This is a genomic window from Streptomyces sp. AK08-02, assembly GCF_033795085.1.
Classification (GTDB): Bacteria; Actinomycetota; Actinomycetes; order Streptomycetales; family Streptomycetaceae; genus Streptomyces; species Streptomyces echiniscabiei.
The window spans coordinates 556,908-572,877 of record NZ_JARAZV010000002.1 but is presented as its reverse complement, the minus strand read 5'-3'; the positions used below and the strand labels follow the sequence as shown (position 1 = coordinate 572,877).

Annotated in this window: 12 protein-coding genes; 8 read left to right on the top strand and 4 right to left on the bottom strand. The window is 69.8% G+C overall.

Features of this window, described 5'->3' with window-relative positions:
• The first annotated feature begins 582 nt into the window (after positions 1 to 582).
• Together PV734_RS06375 and ptsP are read left to right on the top strand one after the other, a co-directional pair.
• Entirely contained in the window at positions 583 to 1,032 is a 450-nt protein-coding gene (locus tag PV734_RS06375; protein WP_319098829.1) for a PTS glucose transporter subunit IIA, read from the top strand.
• Positions 1,033 to 1,109: 77 nt separating this feature from the next.
• Positions 1,110 to 2,780 carry a phosphoenolpyruvate--protein phosphotransferase gene (gene ptsP, locus PV734_RS06370; RefSeq protein ID WP_319098830.1) on the top strand — a complete coding sequence of 557 codons (1,671 nt, stop codon included), beginning with the start codon at positions 1,110 to 1,112 and terminating at the stop codon, positions 2,778 to 2,780.
• 99 nt (positions 2,781 to 2,879) lie between these two features.
• Here ptsP and PV734_RS06365 read toward each other — a convergent pair whose 3' ends face one another.
• Together PV734_RS06365 and PV734_RS06360 are read right to left on the bottom strand one after the other, a co-directional pair.
• The gene (locus PV734_RS06365) at positions 2,880 to 3,773 is read right to left on the bottom strand and encodes a hypothetical protein (protein WP_319098831.1); all 894 of its coding nucleotides are present in this window, start codon (positions 3,771 to 3,773) and stop codon (positions 2,880 to 2,882) included.
• Positions 3,774 to 3,795: 22 nt separating this feature from the next.
• Positions 3,796 to 5,004: an MFS transporter gene (locus PV734_RS06360; RefSeq protein ID WP_319098832.1), complete on the bottom strand. Its 1,209-nt coding sequence runs from the start codon at positions 5,002 to 5,004 to the stop codon at positions 3,796 to 3,798.
• Between the two features lie 110 nt (positions 5,005 to 5,114).
• Between PV734_RS06360 and PV734_RS06355 the strand changes: the two genes are divergently transcribed.
• Positions 5,115 to 6,434: an aminotransferase class I/II-fold pyridoxal phosphate-dependent enzyme gene (locus PV734_RS06355; RefSeq protein WP_319098833.1), complete on the top strand. Its 1,320-nt coding sequence runs from the start codon at positions 5,115 to 5,117 to the stop codon at positions 6,432 to 6,434.
• A 20-nt stretch (positions 6,435 to 6,454) separates the two neighbouring features.
• Here the strand turns inward: PV734_RS06355 and PV734_RS06350 are convergent, their stop codons facing one another.
• The gene (locus PV734_RS06350) at positions 6,455 to 8,431 is read right to left on the bottom strand and encodes an acetoacetate--CoA ligase (RefSeq protein ID WP_319098834.1); all 1,977 of its coding nucleotides are present in this window, start codon (positions 8,429 to 8,431) and stop codon (positions 6,455 to 6,457) included.
• 181 nt (positions 8,432 to 8,612) lie between these two features.
• On the opposite strand from PV734_RS06350, the gene PV734_RS06345 reads away from it, so the two are divergent.
• Entirely contained in the window at positions 8,613 to 10,982 is a 2,370-nt protein-coding gene (locus PV734_RS06345; protein WP_319098835.1) for a glycoside hydrolase family 31 protein, read from the top strand.
• Between the two features lie 5 nt (positions 10,983 to 10,987).
• Here PV734_RS06345 and PV734_RS06340 read toward each other — a convergent pair whose 3' ends face one another.
• The gene (locus PV734_RS06340; RefSeq protein WP_319098836.1) at positions 10,988 to 11,521 is read right to left on the bottom strand and encodes an NUDIX domain-containing protein; all 534 of its coding nucleotides are present in this window, start codon (positions 11,519 to 11,521) and stop codon (positions 10,988 to 10,990) included.
• A 242-nt stretch (positions 11,522 to 11,763) separates the two neighbouring features.
• Between PV734_RS06340 and PV734_RS06335 the strand changes: the two genes are divergently transcribed.
• The 4 genes from PV734_RS06335 to glpK all read left to right on the top strand — a co-directional run bounded on the left by PV734_RS06335 (position 11,764) and on the right by glpK (position 15,927).
• Positions 11,764 to 12,189 carry a Zn-ribbon domain-containing OB-fold protein gene (locus tag PV734_RS06335; RefSeq protein WP_319098842.1) on the top strand — a complete coding sequence of 142 codons (426 nt, stop codon included), beginning with the start codon at positions 11,764 to 11,766 and terminating at the stop codon, positions 12,187 to 12,189.
• Entirely contained in the window at positions 12,186 to 13,376 is a 1,191-nt protein-coding gene (locus PV734_RS06330) for a lipid-transfer protein (protein WP_319098837.1), read from the top strand. The genes PV734_RS06335 and PV734_RS06330 overlap by 4 nt, the downstream gene beginning before the upstream one ends.
• 254 nt (positions 13,377 to 13,630) lie before the next feature.
• Positions 13,631 to 14,356 (top strand): MIP/aquaporin family protein, encoded by a 726-nt coding sequence (locus PV734_RS06325; protein ID WP_319288895.1) that lies wholly within the window; start codon positions 13,631 to 13,633, stop codon positions 14,354 to 14,356.
• A 59-nt stretch (positions 14,357 to 14,415) separates the two neighbouring features.
• The gene (gene glpK / locus PV734_RS06320; protein WP_319098839.1) at positions 14,416 to 15,927 is read left to right on the top strand and encodes a glycerol kinase GlpK; all 1,512 of its coding nucleotides are present in this window, start codon (positions 14,416 to 14,418) and stop codon (positions 15,925 to 15,927) included.
• Positions 15,928 to 15,970 lie beyond the last annotated feature (43 nt).

The window sequence follows — 15,970 nt, the reverse complement described above, 5'->3', positions numbered from 1 at the left end:
AAACTCTCCGTGAATGTTTTCCCGTAATCGGGACGACACCACGAGAGCGGAACAGTCAAGCGGAATAAGCCCGACCGTTCACAGCGTCCTCGCTGTGTTGTGTTACTTCAAAGGAACCTCGCCCCGACCGAACGGCCGGGAACGGGGTATCAACAAACTTGGCGTTGATTTTTGGCACGCTGTTGAGTTCTCAAGGAACGGACGCTTCCTTCGTACTCACCCAAGAGACTCTCTCAGGCTTTCCTCCGGGCAGTTTCCCTTCGGTGTTCCAAACTCTATCAGCGTTTTTCCGTCTCCCTGACCACCGTTCAGCAGGCATGCAGAACGAGATCCTGGAGGGGATCTGACAAGTTGGATGCTGCCGGGCGAGGACATTTGATCTCGTCACTCGGCCTCAAGCAGGAGTGCAACAGTACACGGGCGTTTGGAGCAGGCGCAAATCGATTCTCGGGCGGCCCGGGACGCCAACCGACGTCTCTCACACGGAACCGGCACTTCATATGACATACGCTGCTCAACAGTGTGCCGTCCGGGACAGGCAGCGACGGCCCGTGATGAATCTTCACCCCCGGGAGGCTTCCCTTGACCAGCGTGACGTCCCCTCTAGCAGGGCGTGCCATCGGACTGGCCGCCGTGCCGGATCCGGTCTTCTCCGGAGCCATGGTCGGCCCCGGCACCGCGATCGACCCCGTGCGTGAGCCTTCGGAGGCCGTCGCCCCCGTCGCCGGAGTCATCGTCTCGCTCCACCCGCATGCATTCGTGGTCGTTGACGACGAGGGACACGGTGTACTCACTCACCTCGGTATCGACACCGTGCAGCTCAATGGCGAGGGCTTCGAGTTGCTCGTCAACAAGGGCGACACCGTGACACGTGGTCAGAGCGTGGTGCGCTGGAACCCGGCCGCCGTGGAAGCTGCGGGCAAGTCCCCGGTGTGCCCGATCGTGGCTCTCGAAGCCACGGCCGATTCCCTCTCCGGGCTCGTGGAAGGCGGCGCCGTGAAGGCGGGAGACACCCTCTTCGGTTGGCAGTGACGTCAGCGACGTTCCACGACGGCGAACAGGAAGACCACCGCGGTGGCGGGACCCGCCGCACTATCGGAGACGGTGAGATGGAGACAACGCTGCGAGGCGTCGGCGTGAGCCACGGGGTGGCGATCGGCGAGGTTCGACACATGGGGACGGCGGTACTCGAACCGCCTGCCAAGCAGATTCCGGCGGAGGATGCGGAACGCGAACAGGGACGCGCGCGCCAGGCCGTGGACGCCGTCGCGGCGGACCTCAACGCGCGCGGCAACCTGGCGGGCGGCGAAGCCCAGGCGGTGCTCGAGGCGCAGGCCATGATGGCCCAGGATCCCGAGCTCATGGCGGATGTGGACCGGCGCATCGCGGTCGGCAGTACGGCCGAGCGAGGTGTGTACGACGCGTTCGCCGCATACCGCGCTCTACTGGCGGGTGCCGGCGAGTACCTGGCCGGTCGCGTGGCCGACCTCGACGACGTGCGGAATCGTATCGTCGCCCGGCTGCTCGGGGTTCCCATGCCCGGTGTCCCCGACAGCGACGAGCCGTACGTCCTTATAGCCCGTGACCTCGCTCCCGCCGACACCGCACTGCTGGACCCGACTTTGGTACTCGGCTTCGTCACCGAGGAAGGCGGGCCGACCAGCCACAGCGCGATCCTGGCCAGGGCCTTGGGCGTTCCCGCGGTGGTGGCGTTGCCCGGCGCGGGTGAGCTCGCCGAGGGCACCGTGATCGCGGTGGACGGCAGCACGGGTGAGATCTTCGTGGAACCCGGTGAGGATCGGAAAGCGCGGTTGCGGGCGGCGGCGGCCCAGCGCAAGGCGGCGCTTGCGGCCTCGACCGGGCCGGGCTCCACGTCCGACGGCCACATGGTGCCGCTGCTGGCGAACGTCGGGGGGCCTGCGGACGTGCCGGCCGCCATCGAGGCCGGGGCCGAGGGTGTCGGACTCTTCCGTACCGAGTTCCTTTTTCTCGACGACAGCAAGAACGCGCCGTCCGAGGCGAAGCAGATCGAGGCGTACCGGCAGGTTCTTGAGGCATTTCCCGAGGGGCGCGTCGTCGTACGCGTGCTCGACGCGGGCGCGGACAAGCCGCTGGACTTTCTGACACCGGCCGACGAGCCCAATCCGGCTCTCGGTGTGCGCGGTCTTCGGACCTTGCTCGATCACCCCGATGTGCTGCGGACGCAGCTGACGGCGCTTGCCAAGGCCGCGGAGGGACTGCCTGTCCACCTTGAGGTCATGGCTCCCATGGTCGCGGATCGTGCCGACGCCAAGGCGTTCGCGGACGCGTGCCGTGCGGCCGGGCTGCGGGCGAAGTTCGGCGCCATGGTGGAGATCCCGTCCGCCGCTCTGCGGGCGCGCTCCATCCTGCAGGAGGTCGAGTTCCTTTCTCTGGGAACCAACGACCTCGCGCAGTACACCTTCGCCGCGGACCGTCAGGTGGGTGCGGTTTCTCGCTTGCAGGATCCGTGGCAGCCCGCCCTGCTCGACCTCGTCGCGCTGTCCGCCGAGGCGGCCAGGGCCGAGGGCAAGAGCTGTGGAGTCTGTGGTGAGGCAGCGGCGGATCCGGTGCTCGCGTGCGTGCTGATCGGTCTGGGCGTCACCTCTCTTTCCATGGGGGCGGCTTCGATTCCGTATGTGCGGGCGTCGTTGGCCAAGTACACGCTGGCTCAGTGTGAGCGGGCCGCCGCGGCGGCCCGTGCTGTGGACAGCGCCGACGAAGCTCGCGACGCCGCTCAAGCGGTGCTGTCGGGCGAGTAGAGGGCCGGTCTGCCCGCCTCTTCCGTCAGGCGCGCTCGGTGCAGACCGTTCGTCCGGCGAGGGGCGCCCCACTTCGGGCGTCCCTCGCCTGTTCTCGTTTCAGTGAGCGTGTCCTGTCGTGGGCTTCCCTTCTGCGAGGTCGGGGGGTGTGCAGTAGTCGACGTCCGATTCCGGGGAGATGAGATCGCCCGATTCGGCGTCGGTGCAGTAGGCGTCGAAGACCTCTCCGGCGGTGAGCGGCTCGACGCCGTCGGCGCGCAGGCGCCAGCCGTAGATGCGATCGCTGTCGCCGGGGGCTGTGGTGCGCATGACGAGGCCGCCGGGGCTCTGCGTGGCCAGTCCGAGCGCCAGGACCGTCGTGAATTCGAGGGCTTCGGCCTCGTCGAGTTCTGTGGCGCCCTCGCTGTCGTCGTCGGCGTGCAGGACGGCGATCAGTGTTTCGACTGGCGTCGTGACACTGCAGACGAGATGCCTGTTTCCTTGTGGAGCGGTGTCGATGATGCGGACGAGGAGGCTCGAAGCCCGGGCGAAGGCCGCACGTCCGATGTCCTCACCGCAGGACGTGCAGGCGCCGATACGCGCCAGGAGTGTCGCGGCGTACTCCCAGGTCGCCTGGCGGACGGCCTCGTCGACCAGGTCCGGGAGCAGTTCGGCCAGGGGCCGGCCGTCGTACGGAACGGTCGGGCCCGTGGTCGCGAGTTCCGCTGTGAAGCGGGTGCGGCTGGTCGGAGCGTCCGGGTCGAGGCCGGTGGTGGAGCAGAATTCGGCGTACTCCTCCGGGTCGAAGAGCGCGACCGTGGTGTGGTTGCCCTGGGCGGCGAGGCTCCTCAGAAGAGCTTCCACCTCCCGGAGGTAGGCCGCGTGGTTGTCGAAGGTGAAGGTGCGGTAGCGCCGCATCGCCCGGAAGTCGTGCTCGTCGGTGAGCAGGCCGATGGTGCCCGCGATTTCGCGGCGCAGAGCGCGCCGCGTGGTCGATTGCCCGGTGTTCGCCATGGTTCCCCCTGTGCGCTGTCGATCAATGCTCACTCACAGTAATCGGAGGCACTGACAAAGCCTTTTGAGTCAGGCGGTCGCGAACGACTCGGTGCTGGATCATGCAGGTCACAGCGATGCCGACGCCAAAGGTGGTCCAACCGAGGGGGCCGGCGGTGATCGCCGCCGTTACGGCCAGTGGTCCGATGCTGCGCTGGACTGCTTGCGCGAGGCCGTGGACACCGAGGTACGCGCCCTGGGCGGCGTCCGAGGCAAGCGCGACGGAGAGTTCCCAGGAGACGGTGGCGTGGAGCATCTCTGCCAGGGTGAAGGCGGCTGCCGAGACGGCGAGGAAGAGTGACGCGGAGGTGGCCGTTCCGGTTGCCGAGAGGGCCATGGTGATGCCGCTCAGGGCGAAGACGGCGGAGAGCGGGAGCAGTAGCGCGCGAGCGGCCTTGGTGGTGGCGCCGAGGCGGGCCAGAGGGACCTGGAGGGCCACCACCATCACGTTGTTGAGAACCATCAGCAGCGGAGCCAGGCCGGCAGGTGCGCTGCCGGTGTGGGCGATCCAGAGGGGCAGGCCGACTTTGAAGACCGCGTCGTCGAGGAAGAGGACGGTCTCGGTCGCGACGTAGGCGAGGTAGGTGCGATCGCGCCAGGGATTCGACGGTCTGTCCGTGGGTGTCGGGTCGGACGACGTGATGACCGTGCGGGAGGGCGAGGGGGGTTCCGCACAGCGGACGGTGAGGATCGCGATGACGACGAACGAGAGGGCGTCGCCGATGAGAAGCCATCGGTACGCCGCGGTGGAGCCGAGGGCCAGGGCCGCGGCGGCGGCGAGTCCACCCAGGGCCCAACCCGCGTTGGCGGCGGTTCGGTTGACCGCCTGGTATCGGACGCGGTCCGGTCCGGCGACGCGGGTGGCGTAGAGCTTCGTGATGACGCTCGACGCTCGGTCTCCGAAGCCGCCGACGGCCGTACACGCGAGGAGCACCACGTAGTGATCGGTCGTGAGCAGGGCGAACGAGGCGAGAGCACGCATCAGCTGGACGGCGACCAGGACGCGGGTGAGCGGGAAGCGGTCGGCGAGGCGGCCGCCCATGGGCGCTCCGGCGATGCCGATGGCTCCCGCCGCGGCGACAAGGACGCCGACCTCCGCGACGGAGAGGCCGGAGACGTAAGTGAAGTACAGGACGGAGACGGATGCCCACAGTCCGCTGCCGATGCGGTCGACGAGGGTGATCAGGAGCATCTTTCGGCCGTCGGACCCTCCTGGCACGCGATCGGTCCAGGCTGCCGCACGGCGCATTGGACGCACGTCCTCTCTTGCCTCAATTTATGTACTGATACATAATCAACAGTGTGGCAACACAATATGGGATCAGTGGTACGACGGCCAAGGGAATTGCCTCGTCCGTCGAAAGAGGTGTGTCCGAGGGGCTGTTGGGGCCCGGCACCGCGCTGCCTCCGGTGCGTCGGCTCGCCGACGGTCTGGGAGTGAGTCCGGGGACGGTCGCGACGGCCTACAAGGAGCTGCGGCGGCGCGGGATCGTGGTCACCCGGGGTCGTGGCGGGACCGTCGTGGCTGCCGCTCCCGCTGTCGCGTCGCGGCGGCCTCCGAGAGTGCCGGACGGACTGCGCGACCTGGCAGGCGGGCATCCCGATCCTGACCTGCTCCCCCGGCTGGTACCGCCTTCACGCCTCTCCCCCGGTGCCCGGTCGCACCGCGCGACGCCCCGGCTGGCGCGCTTGGAACAGGCTGTCCGGGAGTGGCTCGGGCCGGACGGGGTACCCACCGAGCAGGTGGCCTTCGCCCACGGTGCGCTGGATCTGATCGGACGGCTGCTCTCGGTGGAGCTGCGCCCCGGCGATGCCGTGGCCATGGAGGACCCCGGCTACCACCATCTGCTGGATCTGGTGACCGCGCTGGGGTTGCGCAACGTCCCGGTCGCCGTGGACGACGAGGGGCTGCTTCCGGAAGCGCTGAGAGAGGCGCTGCGGGCGGGTGTGCGGGCCGTCGTGTGCAGTCCGCGCGCACAGAATCCCCGCGGTGGGTGCTTCTCGGCGGCGCGCCGGGACGCGCTGGTCGCGGTGCTCCGCGAGGAGCCGGAGGTCCTCGTGGTGGAGAACGATCACGCGTCCGCCGTCGCGGACGCGCCCTTGTACACCCTGACCTCGGGTGGACTGGCCCGTTGGGTGCATGTCCGCACGGTGAGCAAGTTCCTCGGGACCGACCTGCGGTGGGCCGCGGCCGCCTGTGACCCGATCACCCTGGCCCGGCACGACGGACGGATGCTGCTGACCTCCGGCTGGGTCAGCCATCTGCTCCAGGAGACCGTGTACGGGCTGATGACGGACGACGGCACACGCGCGTTGGCCGCGCGGGCACGGGCAACATACTCGCTGCGCCGGAACACCCTTCTGCGGGAGCTCGAACGGCACCGGATCCCGGCCCGGGGAGCGAGCGGGATGAACGTATGGGTACCCGTGCCGGACGAGTCCGCCGTGGTGAACGGACTGCGGTCGTACGGCTGGTGGGTGGCCGCGGGCGCGCGGTTCCGGCTCGTGTCCGGGCCGGCGGTGCGGATCTCGGTGGCTGACCTCCAGCCGGCCGACGCGGCGCGGCTGGCCTCGGACTTCGCCTCTGTACTGGTCGAGTCCGAGGCCACCTACGGCGGTTGACCGCTGGTTCCGTGAGCTGGTCAGCCGCGTTTGCGGGCCAGCTCTTCGTAGAAGTGCAGCAGGTCGAGGTTGTCGATGGAGCCGGGGTTGACCGCCTTCTCCAGGGGGCTTCCCTGGAGAAGGCGCTTCACCGGGACCTCGATGCGTTTGCCGGTGAGGGTGTGCGGAACGCCCGGGACCTCGATGACCTCGTCGGGGACGTGGCGCGGCGAGAGGTGTTCGCGGATGGTTTGTTTGATGCGGGCCAGCAGCGCCTCGTCGAGGACGGCTCCGGGTGTCAGGTGGACGAAGAGGGGCATCCAGTAGCCGCCGTCGGGTTGTTCCACGCCGATGACGAGGGATTCCTTGATCTCGGGGAGCCGTTCGACGACTTCGTAGATGTCGGCCGACCCCATGCGGACGCCCTGACGGTTCAGTGTGGAGTCGGAACGGCCGTGGATGACCACGGAGCCGCGCGAGGTGATGGTGATCCAGTCGCCGTGGCGCCACACTCCGGGATAGGTGTCGAAGTAGCTGTCGTGGTAGCGGCTGCCGTCGGGGTCGTTCCAGAAGTGGATGGGCATGGACGGCATCGGGTTGGTGACCACCAGTTCGCCGACCTCGTCCACGAGGGGGTTGCCGTTCGGGTCCCAGGCCTGGAGGTCGGTACCCAGTCCGGGCGCCTGGAGCTCACCGATGTGCACCGGGAGCGTCGGCACCGCTCCTGCGAAGCAGGAGCACACGTCCGTGCCGCCGCTGACGGAGGCGATCCACAGGGCCGCCCCGTCCTTCACGAACTCGTCGTGCAGCCAGCGGAATCCGTCGGGGGGCAGCGGCGAGCCGGTAGTGGCGACGCACTGCACCTTGGAGAGGTCAAAGTCCCGGGCCGGGTGCACGCCGGCCTTGCGGCAGGCCATGACGTACGCGGCCGAGGTACCGAAGAGGGTCGCCCCCGTCCGTTCCGCGATGCGCCACTGCGCGCCTGTGTCGGGATAGCCGGGGCTGCCGTCGTAGAGGACGATCGTGGAGCCCGTCAGGAGGCCGGAGACGAGGAAGTTCCACATCATCCAGCCGGTGGACGTGTACCAGAAGAAGCGGTCCTCGGGCCCTAGGTCGCAGTGCAGGCCGAGTTGTTTGAGGTGTTCGACGAGGATGCCTCCCTGGGACTGGACGATCGCCTTGGGGAGGCCGGTCGTACCCGAGGAGTAGAGCACCCACAAGGGGTGGTCGAAGGCGACCTGGTCGTAGACGGGGGCAACATCCGCGGAGGTGAGGGCGGACCATTCCAGGGCGCCCTCGGGAGGCTCGGTGCCCAGCAGCGGGATGTGGACGACGGCGCGCAGGGTGGGCAGTTCGCGGCGGAGTTCGGCGACCGTGTCACGGCGGTCGTGCTCCTTGCCGCCGTAGCGGTAGCCGTCGACGGTGAACAACACGACCGGTTCGACCTGCTGGAAGCGGTCGAGAACGCTGCGGGCGCCGAAGTCGGGGGCACAGGACGTCCATACGCCGCCCACGGCGGCCGTGGCGAGCAGGGCGACCACGGCTTGGGGAACGTTCGGGAGGTAGCCGCTCACGCGGTCTCCCGGGCGCACGCCGAGCACACGGAGCTCGGCGGCGAGGGAGCCGACCTGGCGACGCAGTTCGGACCAGGTCACCGGGCGGGGTTCGTGGGTCTCGTCGACGTACAGGAGGGCCGGTTCGTCCGCGCGGGTGTCGGCCGCGCGCAGGGCGTGCTCGGCGTAGTTGAGTGTCGCCCCGGGGAACCACTGCGCGCCGGGCATAGTGCGATCGCCGAGCACGCGCGCGTAGGGCGTCGAAAAGCGCACGTCGAACCACTCGGTGACGGCTTGCCAGAACGTGTCGAGCCGGTCCACGGACCAACGGTGCAGTGCTGGGTAACCGCCGTCGGCGGGGGCTCCGTGGTGCTCGGCCGCCCACGCCTGGAACTCGGTGATCCGGGCCCGGGCGATGCGTTCTCGGTCCGGCTGCCACAGGGGCGCGGGGTTCGTGGTGGACATGGGGCGGCTCCCGGACTGTGCTCCTGACACGACTGACACGGACCATGCCATCTGATCGACTCCGGCACCAGGGTGCGCCGCGCGGGGGCCGTGTCGTGAAGATGAAGATGTGGTCCCTACCAGGGTGAACGGCTGCTGAACAGTGCGTCCATCGGGGGAAGTCAGTGGCAGGCTGAGCAGTATGGAAGGTCGTGACCTGGTGCGTTCGGTGAAGGCGGTCGGTTCGGCGGGGGCTGCCCAGGGGCTGCGCACCGTTCGGGCCGCCTGGCGCAGAAGGCGTGTCGACGCCGCCGGGTTGCCGCCGCGGGGCGCCGAGCGCGCGCGGGTGCCCGGGCCCGTACGGGAGGTGGAGCCGGGTCCGGGTGGCGGTGTGGTCCGGTTCGCGAGGTCCGAGCTGCGGATCATGGTCGCCGTCAACGGGGCGGTCTTCTGGGGCTGGGACGGTGCCGGTCCCGAGCCGTCGTACGCACTCGCCGATCGCTGCCCCGATCCCGATCCCCGGGCCTCGCTGGAGCCGGACACGGAGGGTGGCTGGCGGGTCGTGGCCGAGCGGGTGACGGTCGTGGTCTCCCGGCACGGCGGGGTGGAAGTGCTGACCCCCGGAGGGGTGAGCCTGCGACGAGAGCTTCCGCCTCGGTGGTGGGATCCCGTGGGCGGCGGTGGGAGCCGCTGGACGCAGCGCTCCGAAGTGGCCGCGGACGCACGGTTCTTCGGGCTCGGCGGGCGCGCCTCGGGACCCCGGTTGCGCGAGGGGACGTACCGCCTGTGGAACACGGATCCCGGTCGCGCCTTCCGTCCTGACGAGGATCCGCTGTACATCACCATGCCGGTGCAGTTGGTGGTGGCCGACGCCTCGACCCATCTGGTGTTCCATGACACCTCCTGGGACGGCACGGTGACACTGCGGGAGGGTGAGGAAGGGGCGGGTTCGGGGCACGACCGGACCGGAACGTGCGAACTGCGGTTGGACGGCGGGCCGCTGCGCTGCTGGATGATGGTGGGCACCCCCGCGCGCGTGCTGCACACCTGGGCCACCCTCACGGGGGCGCCCGCGCTGCCCCCCGCGTGGGCTCTGGGCCATCATCACGCGTACCGGGGCGTCGGCGGTGAGCAGGAGGTGCGGCGGATCGTCACGGGCTGCCAGGAGCACGATCTTCCGCTCGACGCCGTCCATCTCGGCATCGGCCACTTCGACGAGCACCAGGTGTTCACGGTCGACCAGGAGCAGTTTCCCAAGCTGCCTGCCCTGGCCGAGGATCTGCGGCGCGACGGCACACGCCTGGTGTCGATGGTCGACCCGGCGGTCAGGGCCGAGCCGGGCAACGCGGTGTACGACAGCGGGAGCGCGGAGGACGTGTTCGTACAGGACGCGTCGGGACAGCTGGTGCGGGGAGTCGCGTGGCCCGGGGAGTCGGTCTATCCCGATTTCACGCACGCGCGTGTGCGTGCCTGGTGGGGGCGAATGTACGAGGAGCGGCTCGGGCAGGGGTTCGCCGGTTTCTGGCACGACATGAACGAGCCGACGTCGTTCACCGCGTTCGGAGAATCGACCCTGCCCCGCTCGGCCCGCCACGCGCTGGAGGGACATGGCGGCGACCATCGTGAGGCGCACAACGTGTACGCCCTGTGCATGGCCCAGGCCGCCTACGAGGGGCTCCGCGAACTCGCCCCCGAGGAGCGGCCCTTCATACTCTCCCGCTCCGGGTGGGCGGGTATGCAGCGCTACGGCGGAGCGTGGTCCGCGGGCGTGGCGGCGGGCTGGCCGGGGCTGCGCTCGTCGCTGTCGCTGGTCATGGGCCTCGGGCTGTGCGGGGTGCCCCACTCGGGATCCGATGTGGGCGGTTTCGACGGGAGCCCGTCGCCGGAGCTGTATCTGCGGTGGCTGCAACTGGGTGCCTATCTGCCGCTGTTCCGCACTCGCACGAGGCTGCGGGCGGGACGCGGGGCGCCCTGGGAGTTCGGTGCGGACGTCCTCGCCCACGCGCGCGTGGCACTCGGCGAACGTCGGCGACTGCTGCCGTATTTCATGACGTTGGCGCACCTGGCGCGCCGCACGGGGGCGCCAGGTGTTCGGCCGTTGTGGTGGGGGGCGCCCGAGGACCGTGCTCTGCGGGACTGCGAGGACGCCTTCCTGCTGGGTGACTGTCTTCTGGTGGCGCCGGTCCTCGACCCGGGTGCCGTCCGGCGTGCGGTGCGGCTGCCGCCCGGGCGCTGGTACGACACGGCGACGGAACAGGCGTACGAGGGGCCCTGTCAGGTGCTGGTCGACGCCCCCTTGTCGCGCATCCCGGTTCTCGCGCGCGCGGGCGCCGTCGTGCCCGTGCGGGGCGACGACGGCCGTCTGGAGTTGGAGGCGTGGGCGCCCGCCCGGGGACGTACCGGAGGCGGGCTGGTGGTACCGGACGCGGGTGAGGGGTGGGAGGAGCCGGAGATCGAGCGGTACGTCACGCGCTGGGAGGGAGGGCGGGTGCTCGTCCAGCGGGAGGGGGAGGACGGCGTGAGCGAGCAGCCGCCCCACCCCGTGCGTGTACGAGGGCTCCAGGGGCGCTGAGCGGCTCAGTAGCGGCCCTCGAACCAGGCGCGTGCGGCCACCGTGTGCAGCGGGAAGGCGAGCTCCTCCGGCCGGCGCAGAAGGTGCCAGCCGTCCGTCTCGTCCGTGGCGGCGGACTGCGGCAGGTGGTCGGCTGGGCGTTCGGGCAGGACTCCGAAGAGCAGCAGGTGCCCGTCGGGCGAGCTCAGGGCGTCGGCGAGGCGGACGTCGCGGCTCGCGGCCTCGATGCCCGTCTCCTCCCGAAGCTCACGGACCAGGGCCTGCCGCCAGTCCTCACGGTGGTCGACGTACCCGCCGGGCAGGGCCGTGCCTCCGCGCGCGGGGGCGATGGTTCGGGTGATGACGACGAGGGCGGCGCCTTTGGTGTCGTACACGGGCTGGAGTGCCACCGCGACGGGCAGCGGGTTGCGGTAGGCCACGGTGCCGCAGGAGGGGCAGGTTCGGGGCCAGCCGGAGACGCCCTCTCCGTAGGGCGCTCCACAGCTCGAACAGTGGGAGTTCGGCGCGGAGTTGTCGGTTGAAAGTTCATTTACGGACACGCCGCGGACTGTATCCGATCATGTGGACGGGGGCCTTCCGGGGGCACCCCTGGAAGTCGTCGTAGCGGAGGGGACGGCCGGAACCACCCCCGTGGGCCCCGGCCGTCCCCTCCGCTACGACGACGCACACAGGGCCTGTGCGGTTCTGTTCGACGGCTGCCCAATCCGATGTGGTCGTGCCACACTTCTGACGTTCCGTCAGATTCGGCTCTGGAGGGGATGTGGCACACAGCCGTACACCTGTGGTCGCCGGGTGGTTCACGGAGGATGCGGAGGGGTTCCGGCTGCTCGGCACCCGCTGCTCGGCCTGCGCTTCCGTCTTCTTCCCGCGTGAGGACGTGCACTGCCGCAATCCGGGTTGCCCGGGCGGCGAGTTGGCGGAGGTGCCCCTGTCCCGGCGTGGTCGCGTCTGGTCGTACACCGACAGCCGGTACCGGCCTCCGTCACCGTATGTGACCGACCCGGAACTTCCGTGGGAACCGTACGCGTTGATCGCAGTGGAGCTGGAGTCCGAGCGGATGGTGGTGCTGGGACAGGCGGTTCCCGGGGTCACCGTCGCCGATCTGACGGTGGGTATGGAGGTGGAGGTCGTTCCGGGGGTTCTCCACGAGGACGCGGAGACGACCTGGACGACCTGGCACTGGCGGCCGACGGGGGCGATGAAATGACCGGAGAGGTGGCAGTGCTCGGCGTGGGTATGCACCCCTGGGGCAAGTGGGGACGCGGCTTCACAGAGTACGGCTCGGCCGCCGCGCGCGCGGCACTCGTGGACGCGGGCGTCGACTGGCGGGACGTCGACTCGGTCGTCGGTGCGGACACCGTGCGCGGCGGCTATCCCGGCTTCGTGGCGGGGGCGACGTTCGCCAAGGCGCTGGGCTGGCAGGGCGCCCGGGTGACCAGCGTGTACGCGGCGTGCGCGTCCGGGGCGCAGGCGGTCGCCGTCGCGCGTGCGCAGATCCTCGCCGGGCTCGCGGAGGTGGTGCTCGTCGTGGGCGCGGACTCCGCTCCGAAGGGGTTCTTCCGGCCTGCGGGCGGGAACCGGGCCGACGACCCGGACTGGCTGCGGTTCCGGGTCCTGGGGGCGACGAACCCGACGTACTTCGGGCTGTACGCGCGGCGGCGGATGGCGCTGCACGGCGACACCCTGGAGGACTTCGCGCAGGTCAAGGTCAAGAACGCCGCTCTGGGCGCGCTCAACCCGAACGCGCGCTACCGCAAGCGGGTCACCGCCGACGAGGTCGCCGCGTCCGCGGTGGTCGCCGATCCACTTCGGTTGCTCGACATCTGCGCCACCTCCGACGGCGGGGCCGCGCTGGTGCTGACCGGCATGGAGTTCGCGCGTCGGCACGGGGTGGCGGAGCCGGTGCGGATCCGGGCGGTGTCCACGGTGACGCCCCGATACCCCACCACCGTGCTGGATCTGCCGGACATCGCCACGGACTCGGCGGTGACGGTGGAGCCGGCGGACGGGACTTTCCGGTCCTCGATCGCGCAGGCGGCCTACGCGGAAGCGGGCATCGGTCCCGAGGACCTTTCCCTGGCAGAGGTCTACGACCTGTCCACGGCCCTGGAATTGCAGTGGTACGAGGATCTGGGGCTGTGCGGTGAGGGCGAGGCGGCGAAGCTGCTGCGGGAGGGCGCGACGGCTCCGGGCGGGCGGATACCCGTCAACGCCAGCGGCGGCCTCGCCTCCTTCGGGGAGGCCGTACCCGCGCAGGCCATCGCCCAGGTGTGCGAGCTGACCTGGCAACTGCGAGGAGACGCCGGTGACCGGCAGATCGCCGGGGCACGCGTGGGTATCACTGCCAACCAGGGCCTGTTCGGGCACGGTTCGTCGGTGATCGCGGTGCGGTGAGGCACGTTCGTTGTCGCCGCCCACCTTGACGCCCACAGGACGCCGGAGAACACTTCCGGTGTCAGTCGGCCTCGCCGCACATTCTCGGCGTACGCAGACAATGCGCCGTGCGGGACCCGTCCGGATCATGGGCCCTGTCTCCGGGTGCGATGCGGCCACGGCAGCACGCTCGTCTCGGCTGAAGCAGCCATGGGAACGCACTCTGCAAGGTCGGCCGGGGCCGGATCGCCCCGGGCGAGGGCCCAGGAGCCACCATGAGCAATGGGGACATCTTCGTCGGCGAGATCATCGGTACGGCGACTCTCATCCTCTTCGGCACCGGCGTGGTCGCCGCTGTCGTACTGAACCACTCCAAGGCGAAGGACGCCGGCTGGGTCGTCATCACGTTCGGCTGGGGCTTCGGCGTGCTGGCGGGGGCGTACACCGCCGCACCGCTGTCCGGCGGGCATCTCAACCCCGCGGTGACGATGGGGATCGCCGTCGACACCGGGGACTGGGACCAGGTGCCCGTCTACATCGCCGGGCAGCTGGTCGGCGCCCTCCTCGGCGCGGTCCTGTGCTGGCTGGTCTACCTCGCCCAGTTCCAGGCCAACGCCGACGAGGAAACGGCCCAGCCGACGCTCGGGATCTTCTCCACCACGCCCGCGATCCGCAATCCCGTCGCGAACCTCGTGACCGAGATCATCGCGACCATGGGCCTGGTTCTGCCGATCCTCGCGTTCGGTCTGACCAAGGGGCTCGGCGAGTCCGGCACGTCGATCCTGATCGTCTCCTTCCTGGTGGTCGGAATCGGGCTGTCGCTCGGCGGTCCCACCGGGTACGCCATCAACCCGGCCCGTGACCTGGGCCCGCGCATCGCCCACGCGCTGCTCCCGATCCCCAACAAGGGCACCTCGGACTGGAGTTACGCGTGGATCCCGGTGGCGGGGCCGCTGATCGGCGGTGTGCTGGCCGGGTTCGTCTTCAAGGCAGCCTTCTGACGCGCACGCACACCTCTCCGGGGCTGCAGACTTCCGGAGTTTCCCACGAAGGGGACGTCATGACGGACAAGTTCGTCGCCGCGATCGACCAGGGCACCACGTCCAGTCGCTGCATCGTCTTCAACCAGGACGGCGCGATCGTCGCTGTCGACCAACGTGAGCACCGCCAGATCTTTCCCAAGCCCGGGTGGGTGGAACACGACGCCACCGAGATCTGGTCGAAGGTGCAGGCGGTCGTCGCGGGCGCGCTCGCCAAAGCCGGGCTGCGCGCCGACCAGCTCAGCGCGCTCGGCATCACCAACCAGCGCGAGACGACGGTCCTTTGGGACCGTGCCACGGGCAAACCGGTCCACAACGCGATCGTCTGGCAGGACACGCGGACGGCCGCGCTCTGCCACGAACTCGGCGGCGCCGACGGCCAGGACCGTTTCCGCGAGCAGACGGGACTGCCCCTGGCCAGCTACTTCTCCGGCCCCAAGGCGGCCTGGCTGCTGGACAACGTGCCGGGCCTGCGCGCCCGCGCCGAGCGCGGCGAGATCGCCTTCGGCACCATCGACTCCTGGCTGATCTGGAACCTGACGGGCGGCACGGAGGGCGGACGGCACGTCACGGACGTCACCAACGCCGGCCGGACCATGCTGATGGACCTGGAGACCCTCCAATGGGACCCGTCCATCCTGTCGGCGATGAACGTCCCCGAGAAGATCCTCCCCGAGATCAGGTCCTCGTCCGAGGTGTACGGCACGGCGGTGGGCCAGCTCGCGGGCGTCCCCGTGGCCTCCGCTCTCGGCGACCAGCAGGCCGCGGTGTTCGGCCAGGCCTGCTACGACGTGGGGACGGCCAAGAACACGTACGGCACCGGCAGTTTCCTGCTGCTCAACACCGGCAACCGACCCGTCGCCTCGAAGAACGGTCTGCTGACCACGATGGGCTACAAGATCGGCGGCGAGGCTCCCGTCTACTGCCTCGAAGGGTCCATCGCGATCACCGGGGCGCTGGTGCAGTGGTTCCGCGACCAGCTCGGCATCATCCGTACCGCCGACGAGATCGAGACGCTCGCGGCGAGCGTCGACGACAACGGCGGCGCCTACATCGTGCCCGCGTTCTCCGGCCTGTTCGCGCCCTACTGGCGCTCGGACGCGCGCGGGGTGGTCACGGGCCTCACGCGGTACGTCACCAAGGGGCATCTGGCGCGTGCGGTGCTGGAGGCGACGAGCTGGCAGACGCGGGAGGTCGTGGACGCCATGTTCCAGGACTCCGGGGTGAGCATCACGACCCTGAAGGTGGACGGCGGTATGACCAAGAACAACCTGCTGATGCAGCACCAGGCGGACGTCCTCGGGGTGCCGGTCATCCGCCCGAAGGTCTCCGAGACGACCTGCCTGGGAGCGGCGTACGCGGCGGGGCTGGCGACCGGGGTGTGGAACGACCTCGACGAGCTGAAGTCGCACTGGCAGAAGGACGTCGAGTGGACGCCCGCCATGGAGGCGACGGTCCGCGACCGCGAGTACAACAACTGGCGCAAGGCGGTGGAGAAGAGCTTCGGCTGGGAGGACGACGGCCGGGGCTAGCGCCACCGCTCGCCACGCAGGTCCACGCGCGCGTGCCACTGGA

Coding starts and splice junctions, on each gene's coding strand:
- PV734_RS06330 (WP_319098837.1), top strand. CDS start 12,186: ATGACCGGAGAGGTGGCAGTGCTCGGCGTGGGTATGCACCCCTGGGGC.
- PV734_RS06365 (WP_319098831.1), bottom strand. CDS start 3,773: ATGGCGAACACCGGGCAATCGACCACGCGGCGCGCTCTGCGCCGCGAA.
- PV734_RS06325 (WP_319288895.1), top strand. CDS start 13,631: ATGAGCAATGGGGACATCTTCGTCGGCGAGATCATCGGTACGGCGACT.
- ptsP (WP_319098830.1), top strand. CDS start 1,110: ATGGAGACAACGCTGCGAGGCGTCGGCGTGAGCCACGGGGTGGCGATC.
- PV734_RS06360 (WP_319098832.1), bottom strand. CDS start 5,004: ATGCTCCTGATCACCCTCGTCGACCGCATCGGCAGCGGACTGTGGGCA.
- PV734_RS06345 (WP_319098835.1), top strand. CDS start 8,613: ATGGAAGGTCGTGACCTGGTGCGTTCGGTGAAGGCGGTCGGTTCGGCG.
- glpK (WP_319098839.1), top strand. CDS start 14,416: ATGACGGACAAGTTCGTCGCCGCGATCGACCAGGGCACCACGTCCAGT.
- PV734_RS06350 (WP_319098834.1), bottom strand. CDS start 8,431: ATGTCCACCACGAACCCCGCGCCCCTGTGGCAGCCGGACCGAGAACGC.